This is a genomic window from uncultured Hyphomicrobium sp., from assembly GCF_902826555.1.
GTDB lineage: Bacteria > Pseudomonadota > Alphaproteobacteria > Rhizobiales > Hyphomicrobiaceae > Hyphomicrobium_C.
Map to the genome: position 1 here is coordinate 40222 of NZ_CADEFI010000008.1, position 20098 is coordinate 60319.

The 20098-nt window shown below is 64.1% G+C and carries 16 protein-coding genes; 9 read left to right on the top strand and 7 right to left on the bottom strand.

Features of this window, described 5'->3' with window-relative positions:
• The first annotated feature begins 10 nt into the window (after nucleotides 1-10).
• From QZV93_RS05820 to modA, 3 genes are all read left to right on the top strand, one after another.
• Complete coding sequence (locus tag QZV93_RS05820) at nucleotides 11-892, top strand: diguanylate cyclase (RefSeq protein ID WP_295556750.1); 882 nt, start codon at nucleotides 11-13, stop codon at nucleotides 890-892.
• 147 nt (nucleotides 893-1039) lie between these two features.
• Nucleotides 1040-2530 carry an ethanolamine permease gene (gene eat / locus QZV93_RS05825; protein ID WP_295556751.1) on the top strand — a complete coding sequence of 497 codons (1491 nt, stop codon included), beginning with the start codon at nucleotides 1040-1042 and terminating at the stop codon, nucleotides 2528-2530.
• A 201-nt stretch (nucleotides 2531-2731) separates the two neighbouring features.
• Complete coding sequence (gene modA, locus QZV93_RS05830) at nucleotides 2732-3541, top strand: molybdate ABC transporter substrate-binding protein (protein ID WP_295556753.1); 810 nt, start codon at nucleotides 2732-2734, stop codon at nucleotides 3539-3541.
• 27 nt (nucleotides 3542-3568) lie between these two features.
• Here modA and QZV93_RS05835 read toward each other — a convergent pair whose 3' ends face one another.
• Complete coding sequence (locus QZV93_RS05835) at nucleotides 3569-3982, bottom strand: LysR family transcriptional regulator (protein WP_295556755.1); 414 nt, start codon at nucleotides 3980-3982, stop codon at nucleotides 3569-3571.
• A gap of 81 nt (nucleotides 3983-4063) precedes the next feature.
• Here QZV93_RS05835 and QZV93_RS05840 point away from each other — a divergent pair, with 81 nt between their 5' ends.
• A complete protein-coding gene (locus QZV93_RS05840; RefSeq protein ID WP_295556757.1) occupies nucleotides 4064-5053 on the top strand; it encodes a phosphotransferase in 990 nt (329 codons plus the stop codon).
• Between the two features lie 3 nt (nucleotides 5054-5056).
• Here the strand turns inward: QZV93_RS05840 and fabG are convergent, their stop codons facing one another.
• Entirely contained in the window at nucleotides 5057-5830 is a 774-nt protein-coding gene (gene fabG, locus QZV93_RS05845; protein ID WP_295556758.1) for a 3-oxoacyl-ACP reductase FabG, read from the bottom strand.
• A gap of 211 nt (nucleotides 5831-6041) precedes the next feature.
• Between fabG and QZV93_RS05850 the strand changes: the two genes are divergently transcribed.
• From QZV93_RS05850 to QZV93_RS05860, 3 genes are read left to right on the top strand one after another with little or no spacing between them, the layout of a single operon-like run.
• On the top strand, nucleotides 6042-7379 hold the full coding sequence (locus QZV93_RS05850) for an aminotransferase class III-fold pyridoxal phosphate-dependent enzyme (RefSeq protein ID WP_295556760.1): 1338 nt from the start codon (nucleotides 6042-6044) through the stop codon (nucleotides 7377-7379).
• Between the two features lie 14 nt (nucleotides 7380-7393).
• The gene (locus tag QZV93_RS05855) at nucleotides 7394-8875 is read left to right on the top strand and encodes an aldehyde dehydrogenase family protein (RefSeq protein ID WP_295556820.1); all 1482 of its coding nucleotides are present in this window, start codon (nucleotides 7394-7396) and stop codon (nucleotides 8873-8875) included.
• 59 nt (nucleotides 8876-8934) lie between these two features.
• Nucleotides 8935-10527, top strand: a complete 1593-nt coding sequence (locus tag QZV93_RS05860; RefSeq protein ID WP_295556761.1) for a bifunctional aminoglycoside phosphotransferase/ATP-binding protein — start codon at nucleotides 8935-8937, stop codon at nucleotides 10525-10527.
• Nucleotides 10528-10596: 69 nt separating this feature from the next.
• Here QZV93_RS05860 and QZV93_RS05865 read toward each other — a convergent pair whose 3' ends face one another.
• From QZV93_RS05865 to QZV93_RS05875, 3 genes are all read right to left on the bottom strand, one after another.
• Nucleotides 10597-11946, bottom strand: coding sequence for a globin-coupled sensor protein (locus tag QZV93_RS05865; RefSeq protein ID WP_295556762.1), 1350 nt, complete (start codon nucleotides 11944-11946; stop codon nucleotides 10597-10599).
• 447 nt (nucleotides 11947-12393) lie between these two features.
• A complete protein-coding gene (locus tag QZV93_RS05870) occupies nucleotides 12394-15573 on the bottom strand; it encodes a multidrug efflux RND transporter permease subunit (protein ID WP_295556764.1) in 3180 nt (1059 codons plus the stop codon).
• A gap of 127 nt (nucleotides 15574-15700) precedes the next feature.
• A complete protein-coding gene (locus QZV93_RS05875; protein WP_295556766.1) occupies nucleotides 15701-16894 on the bottom strand; it encodes an efflux RND transporter periplasmic adaptor subunit in 1194 nt (397 codons plus the stop codon).
• A 194-nt stretch (nucleotides 16895-17088) separates the two neighbouring features.
• Between QZV93_RS05875 and QZV93_RS05880 the strand changes: the two genes are divergently transcribed.
• Nucleotides 17089-17721 (top strand): TetR/AcrR family transcriptional regulator, encoded by a 633-nt coding sequence (locus QZV93_RS05880; RefSeq protein WP_363156642.1) that lies wholly within the window; start codon nucleotides 17089-17091, stop codon nucleotides 17719-17721.
• A 6-nt stretch (nucleotides 17722-17727) separates the two neighbouring features.
• Here QZV93_RS05880 and QZV93_RS05885 read toward each other — a convergent pair whose 3' ends face one another.
• Entirely contained in the window at nucleotides 17728-18129 is a 402-nt protein-coding gene (locus QZV93_RS05885) for a DUF930 domain-containing protein (protein ID WP_295556767.1), read from the bottom strand.
• Nucleotides 18130-18237: 108 nt separating this feature from the next.
• Nucleotides 18238-18453 carry a hypothetical protein gene (locus tag QZV93_RS05890; protein ID WP_295556769.1) on the bottom strand — a complete coding sequence of 72 codons (216 nt, stop codon included), beginning with the start codon at nucleotides 18451-18453 and terminating at the stop codon, nucleotides 18238-18240.
• Nucleotides 18454-18554: 101 nt separating this feature from the next.
• Between QZV93_RS05890 and QZV93_RS05895 the strand changes: the two genes are divergently transcribed.
• Nucleotides 18555-20069 (top strand): hypothetical protein, encoded by a 1515-nt coding sequence (locus tag QZV93_RS05895; RefSeq protein ID WP_295556771.1) that lies wholly within the window; start codon nucleotides 18555-18557, stop codon nucleotides 20067-20069.
• The last annotated feature ends 29 nt before the right edge of the window (nucleotides 20070-20098 follow it).

The following is a 20098-nucleotide window of genomic DNA, read 5'->3' on the forward strand; positions in this document are numbered from 1 at the left end:
AGCCTGAACCATGCACATTGTCATCGTCGACCCCAGCCGGGTCGTGCAAGCGAAGCTCGCCTCGGAGCTTGAAGCAGCAGGATTGTACTCCGACTGCTTTTCGATGTCCGATCTCGCCCTCGACTATGTCGCGGCGACGCCGACCGTCGACGTAATCGTGACCAGCCTCGAGCTGGAACCGATCCCCGGTCTCGAGTTGTGCTGGAAGCTGCGCGCTCTGGCCGCCGAAAAACGCCCGCTGCACATCATTGTCATGTCGTCGAACACGAGCGAGCGCGCACTCGCCGAAGCGCTCGACTGCGGTGCCGACGACTTCATCGTGAAGCCCATTCGGCGCGAGGAGCTGATGGCGCGCCTGAGAGCCGCGAACCGCATGATCACACTGCAGCGCCAGCTCGTCGAGCAGGCGGACACCGACTACCTGACCGGCGCCCTGAACCGCAGAGCCTTCATTGCCACCATGGAGACCAAGCGCCGCGAGCTCGACGCATCCGACAGCCTCGCTCTGTGCCTGATGGACGTCGACAAATTCAAACCCATCAATGACACCTACGGACACGAGGCCGGCGACACCGTGCTAAAGACGGTCGCCCGCATCGCCGGCGAGGAAGCCCCCGTCGTCGCGCGCCTGAGCGGCGCCGAGTTCGGCCTGGCGTTTCCCATTCTGGAAGCGACGCAGGCGGCGCACTGGTGCGACGTGATTCGCCAGAACGTCGCCGCCCATGCGTTCGAGGGCGCCGCCGAGAACGTCCGCATGACCTGCAGCTTCGGCGTCACCGAATGGGCCGCGGGAGAGCCCCTGAATACCGCACTGCACCGTGCCGACCAGGCGCTCCGAGCAGCTAAGGCTGGCGGCCGCAATCAGATTTCCGAGCTTCTTGTCCCCGCCTGAGCACCTGCACAAATGATTAAAAGCAGGACACGGATCATCAGTCCTGCCCATCGGCCAGTAACGTCTTGTCCAAAAGAAGGACAAGCCTTTCGTCTACCTTTGAGATATCCCTAAGGTGCCAAACGGCCGCAGGCAGGGGAGCTCACCATGTCACAGTCCACTCAAGGCGTTACCTACGAGAAGGTCGACGACGCGTACTTCAAGGCAAGAGGTTTGAGACGCCACGCGGGCGTCTGGTCCCTATGGGCGCTAGGCGTCGGCGCCGTGATCTCGGGACATTTCTCGGGTTGGAACTTGGGACTGGCGCAAGGCGGCTGGGGCGGAATGTTCTTCGCCACCATCATCATCGCCATCATGTACCTTGGCCTCACCTACAGTCTCGCAGAGATGAGCCCGGCAATGCCGCACACGGGCGGCGCCTACTCGTTCGCGCGCACTGCGTTCGGCCCCTGGGGAGGCTTCCTGACGGGACTCGCCGAGAACGTCGAGTACGTCATCACGCCGGCCGTCATCGTCTTTTTCATCGGCAGCTACGCGTCCGCCATTCTCGGTGCGCCTGCTGAGAGCCAGCCGCTGTTCTGGATCGCGTTCTACATCATCTTCGTCGCGCTGAACTACGTCGGTGTCGAGCTGTCGTTCAAGTTCTCGCTCATCATCACGATCCTGGCCCTTCTCTGCCTCGCCGTCTTCTACATCAGCGCCATTCCGCACGTCGACTTCAGCCGCTGGGCCCTCAACATCGGTCCCGACGGCGCCGAGCTTCCGGAAGGCAACGGACCGTTCCTGCCCTTCGGCTCCTATGGCATCCTCGCTGGACTGCCGTTCGCCGTCTGGCTGTTCCTGGCCATCGAGCAGCTACCGCTCGCGGCCGAGGAATCGGTCGATCCGAAGCGCGACATGCCGAAGGGCATCCTGCTCGGCATGTTCACGCTCCTCCTGTCGGCGTTCCTTGTGTTGACGCTCAACCCGTCGGTGCATGACGTAGGCGCCCACAAGCTCGGAGCGTCGGGCGAGCCGCTTCTCGACGGCTTCCGCGCCATTTACGGCACGGAGATCGCCACGCTTCTTGCCGTCGTCGCCCTGACGGGCCTGATCGCGAGCTTCCACACCATCATCTTCGCCTACGGACGTCAGATCTACTCGCTGTCGCGCGCCGGCTACTTCCCGACCGCGCTTTCGGTGACGCACGGCACGCGCAAGACGCCGCACATCGCCCTGTTCGCAGGCGCGTTGCTGGGCCTTGCCGTGATGCTGATCGTCTGGTTCGCCGAGGGCGCCGACAAGGGCGCGCAGCTGATCGGCGGCACGCTGCTCAACATGGCGGTCTTCGGCGCCATGTTCTCCTACGTCATGCAGGGCCTGACCTACATTCAGCTCAAGCGCGCCTTCCCGACCCTCGAGCGGCCTTACAAGAGCCCGCTCGGCGTGGTGGGCGCCAGCCTGACGGTGATCATCGCGCTGGTGACGATCTACATGCAGCTCCAGGATCCGGTCTATCGCGTCGGCGTCTACTGGGTGGCGGCATGGTTCGCGATCGGCATCGTTTATTTCGCGCTGATTGGGCGTCACAAGCTGATCCTCTCGCCGGAGGAAGAGTTCGCGCTGACCAAGGGCGAGAAGGCCTACGAGACCCACTAACCGTTATCGTCTGAACAAACGACGAAGGGCCGGGCACAAAACGCCCGGCCCTTTTTATGTCGGCTCCGCCATTGCGGAGCCTACAGCCAACATCTTGCTTTCGACGGTTTCGCAACAACAAGACGACGCTGCCAAAGCTTGACAGACACGAGGCGTCCATGGCTCGTTATATCTGAATAGATACAGCTTCAGGATCGCCCCATGACCAAACCGACCCGCCTGCTGGCAGGCTCGCTCGCGCTCGCTCTCATGCTGCCGTTGATGGCCCGCGCACAGGAAGCGGCGAGTCCGGCGGCAGGCGCCGCTGCTGAGACGAAGCCGGTTGTCGTCTTTGCCGCCGCAAGCCTCAAGAACGCTCTCGATAAGATCGCCAAGGATTGGGAGGCCAAGTCCGGCAACAAGGTGACCTCCTCGTACGCAGCATCCTCTGCCATCGCAAAGCAGATCGAAGCCGGCGCCCCCGTCGACCTCTTCATCTCCGCCGACTTGAAGTGGATGGACTGGCTCGCCGAGCGCAAGTTGATCAACGAGGCATCGCGCAAGACGTTGCTCGGCAACACGCTGGTGCTGATCGCACCCAAGGACAGCGCCGTGGCACTCAAGATCGAGAAGGGCTTTAAGCTGGCCGAGGCGCTCGGCGAAGGCCGCCTCGCCATGGGAGATACCAAGTCCGTGCCGGCAGGCGTCTACGGTCAGGCGGCGCTTGCCAGCCTCGGTGTCTGGGATCAGGTCTCGGCCAAGGTTGCAGGCGCCGAGAACGTCCGCGTCGCGCTCACCTACGTTGCCCGCGGAGAAACGCCGCTCGGCATCGTCTATGGCACCGACGCCAAGAGCGAGCCGCAGGTCAAGGTCGTGGACACTTTCCCCGCCGACAGCCATCCGCCAATCATCTATCCGGCCGCCTTGACGGCCGCGTCGGCCAATGCGACAGCAAAAACCTTCCTCGAATTGCTCTCGTCGGGCGACGCCACCAGCATCTTCAAGGGCGAAGGATTCACCGTGCTGAAGTAGAGGACAAACGGCTGCGCGGAGCGGTGCTCACACGTCCACGAGATCGGATTCGAAGGCTACCAGCTCCGCGCGCGCCGCTTCCGCGGCCCGGTCCTCGATCCTGCGATAGGCGGCAATCAGAGCACGCCCAAAATCCGTGAGCTCCGCACCGCCACCGTGCGCGCCGCCCGCCGCCGTGGTCAGGATGGGTCGCTTGAAGAGCTTCCCGAGCTCGTCCACGAGCAGCCACGCGCGCCGATAGGACATGCCGAGATCACGCGCCGCCGACGAGATCGACCCCGTCCGCCCGATGGCTTCCAGCAGATCGGCCTTTCCCGGGCCGATTTGCCGTTCATCCGGAAAAACGATCCTCAATCTGAGCGAGGCGCGTGACAGCGGCCCCTGCTGAGCGAGCGTCTTCCGCCGCGCCGGCTTCGTGCCCGATTTTTCCTTGCTCTTCATCGTGACGGAATGCCTTCTGACCGGATCCGCGTCCGAGTCTACAGTGCGCGTGAGGGAGAAGCGAGGGGGAGGAAGACAGAGGTGACGGACACGACGACTACGACCGAAGGCCTCGATCGCTTGGCCGCAAACGCCATTGCCCGCTACGCCCTCCCGGACCGCGTCCGGCCGGCCCTGATCAACATCTCGGAGAACGCCACCTACCGGCTGGACGACCCCGAGACCGGCGATCGCTGGGCGCTCCGCATCCATCGCGAAGGCTACCATTCCCCGGCCGCCATCGCCTCGGAGCTGGCCTGGCTCGCAGCCCTGAACGCGGCCGGCGCCGCCAATGTCCCCGCTCCCATCGCCGGCCGCGACGGCGAGCTGATCCAGGCCGTCACGTCGGATGGCCTTGCACGGCCGCGCAACGTCGTGGTCTTCGCCTGGGAGACCGGCGCGGAGCCGGCCGCCAACGACGCCGAAGGCTTCGAGAAGCTCGGCGAGACCACGGCCAAAATGCACGCCCATGTCAAATCATGGGTGCGCCCGCCCTGGTTCGAGCGCCACACCTGGAATTTCGCGACCAGCCTTGGCGACACACCCCACTGGGGCCGCTGGCGCGACGGCATGGGCATGACACCCGAAATCGAAGCCGTCCTCGCCGAGACGGTCGCGGTGATCGAGCGCCGCCTGGCCCGCTTCGGCACCGGACCCGAGGTCTTCAACCTCGTTCACGGCGACATGCGCCTCGCCAACCTTCTGATGGACGGCGGCACCGTGAAGGTCATCGACTTCGACGACTGCGGCTTCTCGTGGTTCCTCTACGACTGTGCCACCACCGTCTCCTTCTTCGAGGACGCGCCCGAGGTCCCCGACCTGATCGCCGCCTGGGTGCGGGGTTACCGCCGCTTCGGCACCCTGAGCCCCGAGGAGGAGAGCGAGATCGCCACCTTCGTCATGCTGCGACGCATCCTTCTCGTGGCCTGGATCGGCTCCCATTCCGAGACCGATCTCGCCCGCTCCATGGGCGTGGCCTACACCAAGGGCACGGTGCCGCTCTGCGAGCGCTATCTTTCCCGCTTCGGCTGACCCCTAATTCAGCGCGTCGAGGCTTTCGGGCAGCGTCTGGCCGCCGTCGACGATGATCGTCTGTCCGGTGATGTAGGCCGCTTCCTTCGAGGCCAGGAACAACGCCGCGTAGCCGATATCCTCCACCGTGCCGAGTGCCTTGAGCGGGATCGAGGCCGCCATCGACTGCAGATAGTCGTCACCCATGGCGACGAGGCCTTCGGTCAGGATGTTGCCGGGCAGCACGGCGTTGACCGTAATCTTGTACTTGGCAAGCTCGAGGCACGCCGTGCGCATGAAGCCTAGCTGGCCGGCCTTGCTCGCGCCGTAGTGCGTCCATCCCGGAAATCCCGTCACCGGGCCGGTGATCGACGACGTGATGACGACGCGTCCCTGGTCCGATTGCGTGAGATAGGGAAGGCACGCTTTGAGAGCCAGGAACGTGCCCTTGAGATTGACGCCGAGCACTTGGTCCCAGTCCTGCGCCGAGAGGTCCTCGATCCGCCCCTGCGGGAAGGCGCCGGCGTTGGCGCAGAGAACGTCGACTCCCCCGTGGCGCAGCTTGGCGGCATCGGCCATGGCCTGCATCTCGGCGGGCTGCGTGACGTCGGCGGCGAATGCCGAGGCGATACCACCGTCGGCAACCAGCTCCGCGGCCGCCGCTTCTGCTTCAGAAAGCGTACGCGAGACGACCAGCACTTTGGCGCCATTGCGCGCGAAGACCCGCCCGATCCCCTTGCCGATGCCCTTGCTACCGCCCGTGACGACGACCGAACGCCCTGCAATCGAACTCAACATACGCTTCTCGTCCCCTTAACTCGTTTATTCAGGAGAAAGGATTTTGATCACGATGTAGGATACGCGCAACCGTTGAAGCGGAATTTCGTGCGATGGAAATCGGCAAATCCACGCCCAACTCTTGAGCACCGAAGAGCCCCGCGAGACCACCCGAGACCTGCGCATTTCTCTTCGCTACCATGAGGCGAGCGAGCCCAACCTCGGAGACGCCGTGACCGGAACACAGAAGATCCTGGAGCTCAACGCCTTCGACATGAAACAAGGCGCAGCAGGCCTCGCGCCCGTGACTGAAGCCCTGATCCGCCGCCGCCGCGCAACCTTCGGCCCCACATCCATGCTGTTCTACAAGCGCCCGCTCCACGTCGTGCGGGCCGAAGGCGTATGGCTCTACGAGGCCGACGGGACCCGCTGCCTCGATGCGTACAACAACGTACCCTCGATCGGTCATTGCCACCCCGCCGTCACGGCCGCCGTAGCCAAGCAGATGGCAATTCTGAACACGCACACCCGCTATCTGCACGACGGCGTCTACGCTTACGCCGAACGCCTGCTGGGGACCATGCCGGGCGCAATCTCGAACATCGTCTTCACGTGCACGGGCAGCGAGAGCGCCGATCTGGCGCTGCGCATCGCCAGAACAGTCACCGGGCGCGCGGGCCTCATCGCCACCGAGAACGCCTACCACGGCAACACCACGGCCGTGACCCAGGTCTCGCCTTCGTCCGCCAGCACCGAAGAGCAGCCGCCGAACGTGATGCTCATACCGGCCCCGGACACCTACCGCGGCGGAGCGGACGCGCTCGGCCCACGGTTCGCGAAGGATGTGCAGCACGCCATCGCGACGCTGAAAGACCGCGGCTTCGCCCCGGCCGCCCTGATCGCCGACACGATTTTTTCGAGCGACGGCATCTTCCCGGGTGACGCGGGCTTTCTCGCCGACGCCGTGGACGCCGTCCGCGACGCAGGCGGCCTCTTCATCGCCGACGAGGTGCAGCCCGGGTTCGCACGCACCGGCGAGGCCATGTGGGGCTTTATGCGCCACGGTATCGTGCCGGACGTGGCCGTAATGGGAAAGCCCATGGGCAACGGCTTCCCGATGGGTGGCGTGGCAATCCGTCCCGATCTGCTGGCGGCCTTCGGATCGGAGAACGGTTACTTCAATACCTTCGGCGGCAACCCGGTCGCAGCGGCCGCAGGCATGGCAGTCCTGGACACGATCGCCGCAGAACGCTTGCAGGAGAATGCGCGAGAAACCGGCGCATACCTGCGCGATGGCATCGTCGCGCTCGGAAGCCCGGTCATCGGTGACGTGCGCGGCACCGGTCTCTACATCGGTGTCGAGTTGGTGCACGATTGCGAAAGCCGCACCCCGGACCGCAATGCCGCCGAGCGCCTGGTCAACGCCATGCGCGAGCGCAACGTCCTCATCGGCACCGCGGGCAAGTTCGGCAATGTTTTGAAGATCCGCCCGCCGCTCGCCTTCCGCCGCGAGCACGCCGACATCTTCCTCGAAGCCTTTGCCGCGGCCCTCACCGCAGCCACCCCATGAACGAAAGGACACGCATGGAGCCCAAGCTGTTCATCGATGGCGGCTGGACCGATGCCGCCGACGGCGGCCGCATCGACGTCATCGACCCCGCCAGCGAACGCGTGTTCGCAGCGCTGGCCGCAGGCACGTCGCGCGACATTGGCCGCGCCGTCGATGCCGCGAAGCGGGCCGGACAAGGAGCATGGGCGCACACCACGGGTCGCGAGCGGGCGGCGATCCTGCGCGCCATTGCCGCCGGCATCGATGCTGAAAAGGACCGCCTCGCGCGGCTCGAGGTGCAGGACAACGGCAAGCCGCTGGCGGAAGCCCACGGCGACATCGCCGATACGATCTATTGCTTCAATCTCTACGCAACCTATGCCGAGGGGCTTGACGCCAGGCAGGGCGAAACCATCGTCGTTCCCGACGATCGCTTCGAAACGCGCGTGAAATATGTGCCGACCGGCGTCGTCGGACTGATCGTTCCGTGGAACTACCCGCTCCTCATGGCGGCCTGGAAAGTCGCGCCCGCCCTCGCCGCCGGCTGCACGCTGGTGCTGAAGCCCTCGGAGTTCACGTCTCTCACCGCCCTCGAGCTCGCGCGCATCTGTCACGAGGCCGGAGTGCCGCCCGGCGTCGTCAATGTCGTGACGGGATTGGGCCGCGACGCGGGAGCAGCCCTTTCGGCGCACCCCGACGTGAGAAAGCTCGCCTTCACCGGATCCGTGCCGACCGGCATCGCCGTCGCTACCGCCGCCGCCAAGGACGTCAAGGGCCTGAGCCTGGAGCTCGGCGGCAAGTCGCCGATCGTCGTCTTCGACGACGCCGACCTCGAGCAGGTCGTCGAATGGGTGATGTTCGGCATTTTCTGGAACCAGGGCCAGGTCTGCAGCGCCACCTCGCGTCTCATCGCCCAATCGGGCATCGCGGGCCGCCTCGTCGAGAGACTCGCCGAGGAGGCCGGGAAAATCAAAATCGGCGATGGCATGAGCGACGGCGTGCAGCTCGGCCCTCTGGTTAGCCGCACGCAATACGACAAAGTCCTGGACTACATCGAGACCGGCAAGCGCGAAGCCACGCTCGTCTCCGGCGGCGCGCGGCCTGCAGGCTTCAACGCCGGCTACTTTATCGAGCCCACCATCTTCACCGGCGTTTCGCCGGACACGCGCATCTGGAAGGAGGAGATCTTCGGCCCCGTCCTTTCCGTCGCCGCCTTCAAGACTGAGGACGAGGCACTAGCTCTCGCCAATGACAGCGAGTTCGGCCTCGCCGCTGCTGTCATGACCCGGGATCTCGACCGCGCACGTCGCGTCGCCGATCGCTTCGAGGCAGGCGTGGTGTGGATCAATTGCTCCCAACCGAACTTCCTCGAGCCGCCGTGGGGCGGCATGAAGAAAAGCGGCATCGGGCGCGAGCTCGGCACTTGGGGACTGATGAACTTCCTCGAGCCGAAGCAGATCACCGCCTACAAAAGCGCGGAGCCTTGGGGCTGGTACCTGAAGTCGTCGACCGATTGACCAACCTCAATGCGGCGATCCTGAATCCGGCAAGAACTCATCCAAGGTGAGGGGCCGCCATGCCGAGAGAACGCGGAGCATTTCATCTCTCGGGATCGGACCGCGAGTCCACGGCCGTACTCGCGTTTCTGAGCGATCCGACCACCCACGGCGACCCCGCAGGCCACGTCGAGATCATTGAGACGCATGCCGCACTCGTCGTTCTGGTCGGAAGCAAAGCCTTCAAGATCAAGAAGCGCATCAAGTTGCCCTTCCTCGATTTCACCACCTTCGAGCAGCGGCGCACGGCGCTCCACCGCGAGCTTGAGCTTAATCGGGATCACGCACCGGACATCTACCTGGGCCTCTCCACCATCGGCCGCCGACCGGACGGCACGCTCGCCTTTGACGACGGCGATCCCGTCGACGTTGCGCTGGTGATGAACCGCTTCGAGCAGAATGAGCTGCTGGCTCGCATCGCCGAGAAAGGACCCCTCCCGCACGAGATCTGCAAGGACCTGGCCGAAATGGCTGTACGCTACCATCGCGAGGCGCCGGTCGCCACCGGCGTGAAAGGCGCCGCCGTCATGCGCGATACGGTCGCGGCACTCGCATCTTCGCTCGTCGACGCCGCGCCCGCTTCCACGATGAGCCTGGCCGAAGAGTTCGCCCGGCGAAGCAGAGAACACGTCGAAAGGCTCGCTCCGATGCTTGACGCACGCGCCGTGGCCGGCCTCGTGCGCCGTTGCCACGCAGACCTGCATCTCGGCAACATCGTCGTGCGGGCAGACCGTGTCGTCCCCTTCGATGCGCTGGAATTCGACGAGCGCCTTGCCACCATCGACGTCTGGTACGATCTCGCGTTTCTCTTGATGGACCTCGATGTCCGCGGCGACCGCAACGCCGCCTGCATCGTTCTCAATGCTTACGTTGCCGCGGAGCCCGTTGGCGGCGAGATCGATGGCCTGGCCGCGCTGCCGCTCTTTCTCGCCACCCGCGCCGCAGTCCGCGCGCTTGTCGCGTCGGAAAACGCACTTCAGAAACCGGACGCAGAGAATGCCGAGCACAGAGCCCGCGCCGTGTCCTACCTGACGGCAGCCAACGCCTATATGACCCCTCCCAAAGCCGCCCTGGTGGCCGTCGGCGGTCTCTCCGGAACGGGAAAGTCCACGTTGGCTGCCCACCTCGCGCCGTCGATCGGACCCGCACCCGGCGCCCTCGTCCTGCGCACCGACGTCGAGCGCAAGCGGATGTTCAACGTCGAAGAAACCGAGCGGCTGGCGCCGGAATACTACACAGAGCAGGCCTCCGACCAGGTCTATGCGGCGCTCTATGACAAAGCGGAACGCGCGCTTGCCGCCGGCCACGGGGTGATCTTCGATGGCGTCTCGGCCAAACTGGAGGAACGGGAGAAGATCGCCGCCATAGCGCTGAGAAATGGCGCACTCTTCTCAGGCCTTTGGCTGGAAGCTCCCCTTGCGACGCAGATCGCACGCGTCGAAGCCCGCCGCGGCGACGCATCGGACTCGGACGCCAACGTTGTGCACGCCCAAGCCATCCGCGACCTCGGGGCCATGACCTGGGCGCCGATTGATGCCGGCTACACACCGGAGCACACGCTCGAGCAGACCAAAGCGAGCCTCGCCGGCGCGGGCATCACCGGAAGGGTTTGATCTCCGCCCCCATTCGCACCCGGAACCAACCAGCCGCCGGATCTTCCGGCAAGACGATCGAGATTGACGTCACGCGGCCTTGCCCGACATCACGCTCTCCGCGGTCTTCTTGAGCTCCTCCGCCTGGCCGCCCAGCTTCTTGGCGGCAGCAAGCATCTGCGCCGCCGCCGTTCCGGTCGACGTCGCCGAATTCGAAAGCCCGATCGCGTTGGACGCCACCTCCGAGGTGCCGCGCGCCGCTTCCTGGACGTTGCGGGCGATCTCGTTCGTCGCCGCACCCTGCTCCTCGACAGCCGAGGCGATGGTGTTGGCGATCTGATCGATGGACTTGATGATGCCGCCGATATTTCCAATCGATCCGACCGCGTCGGCCGTCGAGCCTTGAATGGCGTTGATCTGCGCCCCGATCTCGGCTGTCGCCTTCGCCGTCTGGTTGGCGAGCGACTTCACCTCCTGCGCAACGACGGCAAAACCCTTGCCCGCTTCGCCGGCGCGCGCCGCCTCGATCGTGGCATTGAGCGCAAGCAGATTGGTTTGCCGCGCGATATTGCTGATCAGCTCTACGACGTCACCGATCTTCTGCGAGGCCTGAGAAAGGTTGCGCACCTTGCCCGAGGCTTCATCGGCCGTCGCCACGGCACGCCCGGCGATCTCCGTAGAGCCCGCGACTTGCCGCGCGATCTCTTTGACGGAGGCCGAAAGCTCGTCTGCCGCCGACGCCACCGTCCGCACGTTGGCAGAGGCCTCTTCCGCAGCGGCCGCCACCGCCTGCGTCTGGTCGCTCGCCGTTCTGGCGGAGAACGCCACGGAATCGGCCGCCTTTTCGAGCTCGGTCGCCGTTTGCGCCACGGCCCCCGCCATCGAGACGACCGACCCCGCAAGCTTGTCGAGGTCGCGCCGCCCGGCATCGAGATAGACGGAGATGGCGAGATCCATGTCGAGCATTGCGACCTTGAGAACCGCACTCTGCAGCGCCGTCTTGCGATCCAACGGCTGGCCCTTGCCCTTCCAGTCTCCGCTCGCTGCACCCGCCTTTGGCGGCGGCATCTTTTGCGCGATCACCTGCAACAGGCCAGTGAGGAGCGCGTTGTAGCCTCCGATGTACCAGCGCGGATCGAGACCGATGCGATGGTGCGTCTCGCCGATCCGCATGATCGACGCTTCGTAGGTCCCGTCGAAATTCCCATCGAGAATGGTCTGCCAGTGGCGCACCTGCGCGCCTTTGGCGCCCATCATCATTTCGCGGTTCTTGAAAAAGGCTGCCGTTTCCGGATACTTGACGACGTGTTCATAGAAGCCGTCGAGCACACCGGAGAGTTCTCCGACCAGAAAATCCTTGTGCTCTCGGAGCAGGCGGCGCACTTCGTCGTCGATCTGGTTGAAGGACAAACGTGCCGACATCGACGTATTAGAGGCCATCGTCGTTCTCTTTCCTCAAGATTGCCGCCGCCAGACGCGAAGCGCATCGATCAAACGCGCTTTTTCCCAGCATGCGCAAAACGGGCGCAAGCGCTCGGAGAAAGCTATAAGATATATATTTTCAACGCCTTACTCACACGATTCAACTTTAGAGAGCGATGAGTCGCGATCAAAAACAAGCGTAGCGAAATGCGCAAAAAACTCATCATCCGACCGCCGATCCAGCCGGTAGAGAAAAAACAGAATTCATTGCCAGCTCAAAAAAAGAAGCTAAATCCGAACAATAGGTCTAAGCGCGTGAGACGCGCTCTGCGCGTGCATTTGCGCCATGCTGCCCGCGGCGCTCGCGCAACGGAGCGACAAAAATCCGCACGCCGCCAATCCGTGAAGACACGAAAGCGGACGCCACACGGTGGCGCCCGCTTTCGGTAACGGCGAATGAGACGGCTATTCGGCCGGTTGCGGCGCGCGTTTCGGCCTGCGCGCAATCAGACGCGCAAACACATCGCCGAGCCAACGGCAGATGACATAGAACACCGGCGTGAAGATGAGGCCGAACACCGTCACACCGATCATGCCGGCGAACACGGCCGTACCGAGAGCCTGCCGCAGCTCCGCGCCCGCGCCGATCGCCCACACCAGCGGCACCACGCCGAGAATGAAGGCCAGCGACGTCATGAGAATGGGCCGCATGCGGAGCCGAGCCGCCTCCTTGGCAGCCTCGTACTTGTCCTTGCCCTGTTGCTCGAGCTGCGCCGCGAACTCCACGATCAGGATCGCATTCTTCGCCGCGAGGCCGATAAGGACGATGAAGCCCACCTGGGTCAGGATATTGTTGTCCATGCCGCGCAGGATCACGCCCGTGATCGAGGCAATGAGGCTCATCGGCACGATCAGGATCACCGCCAGAGGCAACGTGAGGCTTTCGAACTGCGCTGCAAGCACAAGAAACACGAACACGACACCGAGCGCGAACGCGAACGCCGCCGTGTTGCCGGCTCGGATCTGCTGAAACGCGAGGTCCGTCCACTCGTAGCTGAAACCCTGTGGCAGCGTCTCCGCCGCGAGCTGCTGCATGAGGTCGATGGCCTGCCCCTGCGAGTAGCCGGGCGCCGCCGAACCGTCGAGCTCCGCCGCCGGATAGAGGTTGTAGCGCGGAACACGCGCTGGCGCCGACACGTCGCGCACGGTGGTGAAGGTTCCGAGCGGCACCGTATCGCCAGCCGAGTTGCGCACCCGGATCTTGAGCACGTCCTTGGTATTGACGCGGAAATCGCTATCCGCCTGCGCCGTGACGCGGAACGTGCGCCCCAGAAGGTTGAAGTCGTTGACGTACGACGACCCGAGATACGTCTGTAGCGCCGTAAAAACGTCCGCGACGTTGATGCCGAGCATCTGTGCCTTGACGCGGTCGATGTCGAGATAGAGCTGCGGCGTCGAGTTCTCGAACAGCGAGAACACCTGCATGAGGCCGGGTGTCTGGTTGGCCTTCTGCATCATCGCGCCGACGACTTGCTGGAGCGTACCCGCCCCCGCGCCACTCCGGTCCTGGATCATCATGCGGAAGCCGCCGGCCGAGCCGATGCCGCGCACCGGCGGCGGCGCGACCACGAGCACCATCGCATCCTGAATCGTCGAGAACTTGGCAAGCAGCGCCTTCTGGATCGCCTGCGCCGACTGGTTCGGATCCTTTGCCCGTTCCTCGAAGGGCTTCAGAACCACGAACACCGCACCCGCATTGGGTGCGTTGGTACGCGTGGCACCCGAGAAGCCAACGATATTCACCGCATGCGCCACGCCCGGCGTCTCAAGCGCGAGCTCCACGGCGCGCCGGTTGACGGCATCCGTGCGCGACAGCGACGCCGCAGGCGGGAGCTGCGTAATCGTGATCAGGTAGCCGCCATCGACCGCGGGAATGAATCCGACCGGCGTCTTGCGGAATTCGTTCATGCCAAAAGCGATGATGCCCACGTAGACGACCAGCATGACCACGGCCAGCCGCACGATCTTGCCGACGAACCAGGCGTAGCCGGCGCTCATCTTGTCGAAGCTCCAGTTGAAGAGCCGGAAGAAGGCGTTGATGGGCCACATCAGGATGTTCTGACGCGTGTGCGCCTCGTGCTCGTGCGGCTTCAGGAGCATCGCGCACAGCGCCGGCGACAGCGTCAGCGAGACGATCAGCGAGATCACCGTCGCGCCTGCAATCGTGAGCGCGAACTGACGATAAAACTGCCCCGAGATGCCGGTAATGAACGCCGACGGCACGAACACCGCCGAAAGCACGAGCGCGATGGCGACCAGCGCCGCGCCGACCTCTTCCATCGTCCGGTAGGCGGCCTCTCGCGGACTCATGCCCTGCGCCATGTTCCGCTCGACGTTCTCAACCACCACGATCGCGTCGTCCACCACGATGCCGATGGCGAGCACGAGGCCGAACAGCGACAGATTGTTGAGCGAGAACCCGAATGCGGCCAGGAGGAAGAATGTGCCGATCAGCGACACAGGAATGGCCACGATCGGGATAATTGCCGCGCGCCACGTCTGCAGGAAGACGATCACCACCAGCACGACGAGCACCACGGCTTCCAGGATCGTGCTCACCACGGCGTCGACCGACTGCTGGATGAACTCGGTCGGATTGTAGATGATGTCGTACTTGAGCCCGGCCGGGAAGCTCTTGGAAAGCTCCGCCATCGTTTCCTTGATCTTTTCGGCCGTGGCGATCGCGTTCGAGCCCGGCAACTGGAAAACGCCGAGACCGGTCGCCGGGTTTTTGTCGAGATAGGAATTGACGCCGTAGTCCAGCGCGGCGAGCTCGACGCGCGCCACATCCTTGAGCCGCACCACCGAGTCGCCGCTCTGCTTGACGACGATCTCTCCGAATTCGTTCGTGTCCGCGAGCCGCCCTTGCGTCTGGACCGAGATTTGGAACGCCCCCGGTCGTTCCAATGGCGGTTGATTGAGAATACCGGCCGCCACCTGCACGTTTTGCCGCTGCAGGGCAGTCACAACATCGTTAGCCGTCAAGGCAAGCGACTGCAGTCGGTCCGGATCGAGCCAGACACGCATCGAATAGTCGCGGCTACCGAACACGGTGATCGAGCCCACGCCCTCGATGCGGCTGAGGACATCGACGACGTTGACGCTCGCATAGTTGGAGATGAAAAGCGTATCGCGCGACTGGTCGGGAGACAGCAGGTGCACGACCATCATCAAGTCGGGCGAGGCCTTGGCAACCGTGACGCCAATGTTGCGCACGTCGGACGGGAGTCGCGGCTGCGCCACCGCCACTCGGTTCTGCACCTGCACCTGCGCCACATCGAGATTGGTGCCGAGATCGAACGTCACTGAGATCGAGAAACGCCCGTCACCCGTCGAGTTCGACGAGATGAAAAGCATACGTTCGACGCCGTTGATCTGCTGCTCGAGGGGTGCCACGACGGTATTCGCCACCACTTCGGCGCTCGCGCCAGGATATTGACCGGTCACGTTGACGACCGGTGGCGCGATGTCGGGATACTGGGCGACGGGGAGCCGGCCGAGCGACACCCCGCCGACGATCACGAACACGATCGAGATCACGGCCGCGAAAATCGGACGGTCGATGAAGAAATGCGAGATGCGCATGGGTCAGCCCTGCCGCCTGAACAAAAGCGACGCTCCGTGCCTCGTTAGCGCGAAGCGTCCGCTCTGAGTTTCACGAATGCATTCCGCTCCGGCACCTTGCTTGACGGCACGGGAATGCGGGGGATCGTCAGTTGGTACTGACCACCGCTTCCTTGGAGTCGCCCGTGGCGTTCGCCTGCTCGGCATCGACCTTGATGCCCGGGCGCACCCTGAGCAGGCCGTTGACGACGAGGGTGTCGTTTGCATCGATGCCCGAGGCGATGACGCGCAGTCCATCGACAAGCGGCCCGAGCGTCACGTATTTCGGGTTCGCAATGCCATCCGGCGACACCGCGTAGACGAACTTGCGCACTTGCTCCGTCGCAATGGCGCTGTCTGGGACCAGGAGCGCCATCGCCGGCGGCGAGGTCGTAATCTGGACCCGTCCGAACATGCCGGGCGTCAGCTTGCCGTCGGGATTGTTGAACTCGGCGCGCCCGCGGATGGTGCCGGACGAGCGGTCGATGACGTTGTCGACGAAGTCGATCCGCCCTTCATGCTTGAACTCGTCCTCATCGATGAGCTTCAGCCTGACCGGGAGCGACATGCCACGGTTGGCAGCCGATGCCGCCTGCTTGCTGGCCGCATTGAGATAGCGAAGATAGGACGCCTCATCCATCGTGAACTCGAAGCGGATCGGATTGACGGTGGCAACCGTTGCCAGCAGCGTCGTCGATCCGGCCGTACCGCCGGCCACCAGATTGCCGATCGACACGCGCCTGTCACCGATGCGCCCCGAAACGGGTGACTTCAGTTCGGTGAATTGCAGGTCGAGTTCGGCCTGCCGCACAGCGGCTTCCTGCGCCGTCACCGACGCCTGCGCGACGCGCTTCGCTTGCGTCCGTTGGTCAAGGGTTTGCTGGGTAATCGAAGTGCCGGGAACAAGGTTCGAACCGCGTTTGAGATCCGCTTCCGCGAACGCGAGGTTGGCCTTGGCCTGCTCCAGCGCCGCCTTGGCCTGATCGAGGGACGCCTCGAACGGCCGCCGGTCGATGGTGAAAAGATCGTCGCCCGCCTTCACCAGCTGCCCATCCGTGAAGTGAATCTTGTCGAGATAGCCCGAGACGCGGGCACGCACCTCGACGAAATCGTAAGCCACGAAGCGGCCGACATATTCGTCGTAATCGGAGACGAGTTTCTGGCTCGGCTTCGCGACCGTGACCTTGGGCGGCGGAGGAGCCGCCGCACCGGGCGCGGCGCTCTGATTGTCCCCGCATGCCGCGAGCGGCAACACGAGAAGCAGGGCCGCAGCAAGAGTGGAACGTATGCGACGAGGCGACATGGGCCCTCCAGCGCAGAAATTTAGAATAACGTCTTTCGTCCGGCCGATAAGCAGTCGGCAAAACAAGTTGCACGGGGGTCGAAAATCCGAGAATCAGACTACGAACGACACGGGTGCGATTGATCCGACGACAAAGTTGCCTTAAATAGGGTGGCGGTACTGACCGGTAACACCCGTTCGTACTGAGAGCGGGCTTGGCAGTCAAGAGTGTGGTGAGCAAGACCTTGGTTCAAACTCGGCGAAAAACTGCCGCAGGCGACGCACCCCTGCCCCCTCCGCGAGAGCGAATTCTGGCCGTCGCACGAGACTTGTTCTATCGCCACGGGCTTCACACCGTCGGTGTCGAGCTGATCGCCGAAGCAGCTCAAACAAATAAAATGACGCTCTACCGGCACTTCAAGTCGAAGGACGAGCTGGTCGTGGAGTATGCGCGCGGCCTTGCCGCCGAAGGCGATGCCGTTTGGGAGCGCTTGGCAGAAGCCCATCCGGACAATCCCGGAAAGCGCCTGGACGCATGGGTGGACCACGTCGAGCAGGTCCTGACCAGCAACGTCGAGCGCGGGTGCGCACTAGCCAACGCCGCCGTCGAGCTGCAACCGGATCATCCGGCGCGCGCCGTGATCGAAGCCTACAAGCAGCGCAAGCGCGAACATCTGGTCAAGCTGTTCGCGGACTCCCACTACCGGGATCCCGAGTTGCTCGCCGACGAGGTCTTCCTGCTCTTCGAAGGTGCACGCATCTCGATCCAGTGTGGCGGTCGCGGACCGGCACTGCGGGTGGTGAAGATGCTGCGCGATCTGCTCGCGCGCGCGGCTCGCGACGGCTGATCCGGCTCATTGCCAGAGGCCGACTTCTTCCCATGTTTCAGGCGGAATCTCGTTGCCGAGTTTGAAGGTGAACGCGAGCGCCTTCATCTGGTCGTCCGACACCTGGCATTCGAACGAGAGCGCATACCAATGCTTGTTGGCGCGCACGGCCGCGCCTTTTGCCGTCACCACGCTGCCATCGAACTGCGCGCGCTTGAACGTATCGGGCTGGATGCGATCCGCCTTCGCCAGACGCTTGTCGCCACCGCGGCGCACCATCTCGAGACCCTTGATGACACACGCTTGATGGGCCCGCTCCACGGGATCGAGCTTCATGAGGGATTTGTCGAGTGAGCCCGCCGCCACCGCTCGACCGACATCCGAGAAAACCACGGTCGCAATGACCAGAGCCCATACTGTACGCAGCACGCGATCCCCCATCCCCAAAGTTGATGGAGAACGTCAGATCAAGCAAATGTGGCAGCAATCGCGCGGCGCATCGTCCGTCAGCGGATGGGCTTTGCGGTATGGGTCATATCAATGCCGGGGATCGCCTGTGCAGTCGGGCTTCGACTGCGTGAGTGCGTCGTTAACGCCTTGCGCCGCATCGGAGCCATTGGACGGCTCGCGCCGCTCGCAAGCCTCGTCCAGCGTCGCGAGCTTGTCGATCATGCGCCAAGGCATCGGCTTTAGGACTACGGAATTGTACGCACGCCGCAGCGCATCGCCGAGAGATTTCAAAACCTCGTTCATGCTCATAAAACCGGATTGGCCAGCCAGAGTTCCCCTGCCGTCCGAGCATTTTCGCAGGACTTTGTATAAGGTCCTCGCGGGGTTAAGGGGGGCATGTCCAGATGAGAGACACGGCATGGCCGGCCGGGACACGGATCCGGCAGAAGATCGAAGCGGCTCTTCTGACGCCGATCCGCGCCTTCCGTCTGCGCTATCTCCCGCTCCTGATGGTCTACTTCGCCTATGGCGCCCTCGGCCTCGTCACCATCGCTGAAAGCTTCTGGATCAAGTCCGCTCTCACTCTGACACCGTCCGAGCTTGCGGCTCTCGGCGTCTGGCTGACCTTGCCCTGGACCATCAAGATGGTGTTCGGTGAATTGGTCGATGCGGTGCCGATCCTCGGCTCCCAGCGCCGCGCCTACGTCCTGATCGGCGGCACGTTGGTCGCCCTCGGTTTGATCACGTTGGCCGGGGCAGCCGGTGGCTGGCTCACCTTCGCTCCACCGCCCGACCTCTATCGCATCGGCTCGTTCCTGAGCGTTGTCGGCGTCGTGCTGCAGGACGTAGCCGCCGATGCCATGAGCACCGAGGTCGTCGAGCGCGAGACACCGGACGGGGCTCCCCGCGCGCCGCAGGAGATCAATCGCGACCTCGCCATGGTGCAGGTGCTGGGCCGCCTCGCCCTGTCGCTCGGCCTCGTCGTCGTGGCAGGCCTCGGCGGATGGCTCGCGAGCCTGTTCTCCTACGAAACCGTTTTTCTTTGCGCTCTCGTCATTCCGCTCATCTCCGTATCCGGCGCGCTTCTGATCGATATCGAGAGCAGCGCGTCGCGGCCGATCGATTGGCGCATCCTCGGCGGCGGCCTGGCCTTCGGCGCCACCGTCATGGTGATGGCCGTTACCGGTGTCCCTTACGCCCAGGAGATCGTCTTCGTCGTCTCCGTGGCCGTCGTCTCGGCCATGCTCTGGCGCGTCGTCGGCGACCTCGACCGGAAAACGCAGGAGACGATCCTCTACGCCGCCATCATCATCTTCGCCTTCCGGGCCACGCCCCTCGTCGGCCAGGGCTACACCTGGTTCACCATCGACGTGCTTGGCTTCGACGAAGCCTTTCAGGGCACGCTGAACCAGATCGGTGCGCTGCTCGCGCTCACCGGCACTTGGCTGTTCTCGGACGCCATCACCGGACGGCCGATCCCCGTCGTGCTGTTCTGGCTGACCATCATCGCCACCGTGCTTTCGCTGCCGAGCTTGGCGCTCACCCTTGGCATCAGCGGCTGGACGGAGACGACGTTCGGTTTCGGCGCCCGTACCATCGCCGTGATCGACACGGCGGCGTCATCGCCATTTCTGCAGCTCAGCATGATCCCGCTTCTGACCCTCTGCGCGATCTACGCACCTGAGCAACGCCGCGCCACATGGTTCGCCCTCATGGGGTCCCTCATGAATCTGGCTCTGGTCGCGTCGGCGCTCCAGACCAAGTACCTGAACCAGATCTTCGTCGTCGATCGCGGCGCCTACGAAAGCCTGCCCCTGCTCCTGGGTGTCGTCATGGCGCTCGGTCTTGTCGTGCCGCTCGCAGCGATCGTGCTGTTTGGCTCAAGACTCAGCGGTGCCGAGGTGGCCCGCAACAGCTAGAGAGGCGAGCCCCCGTTTGGGCACAGGAA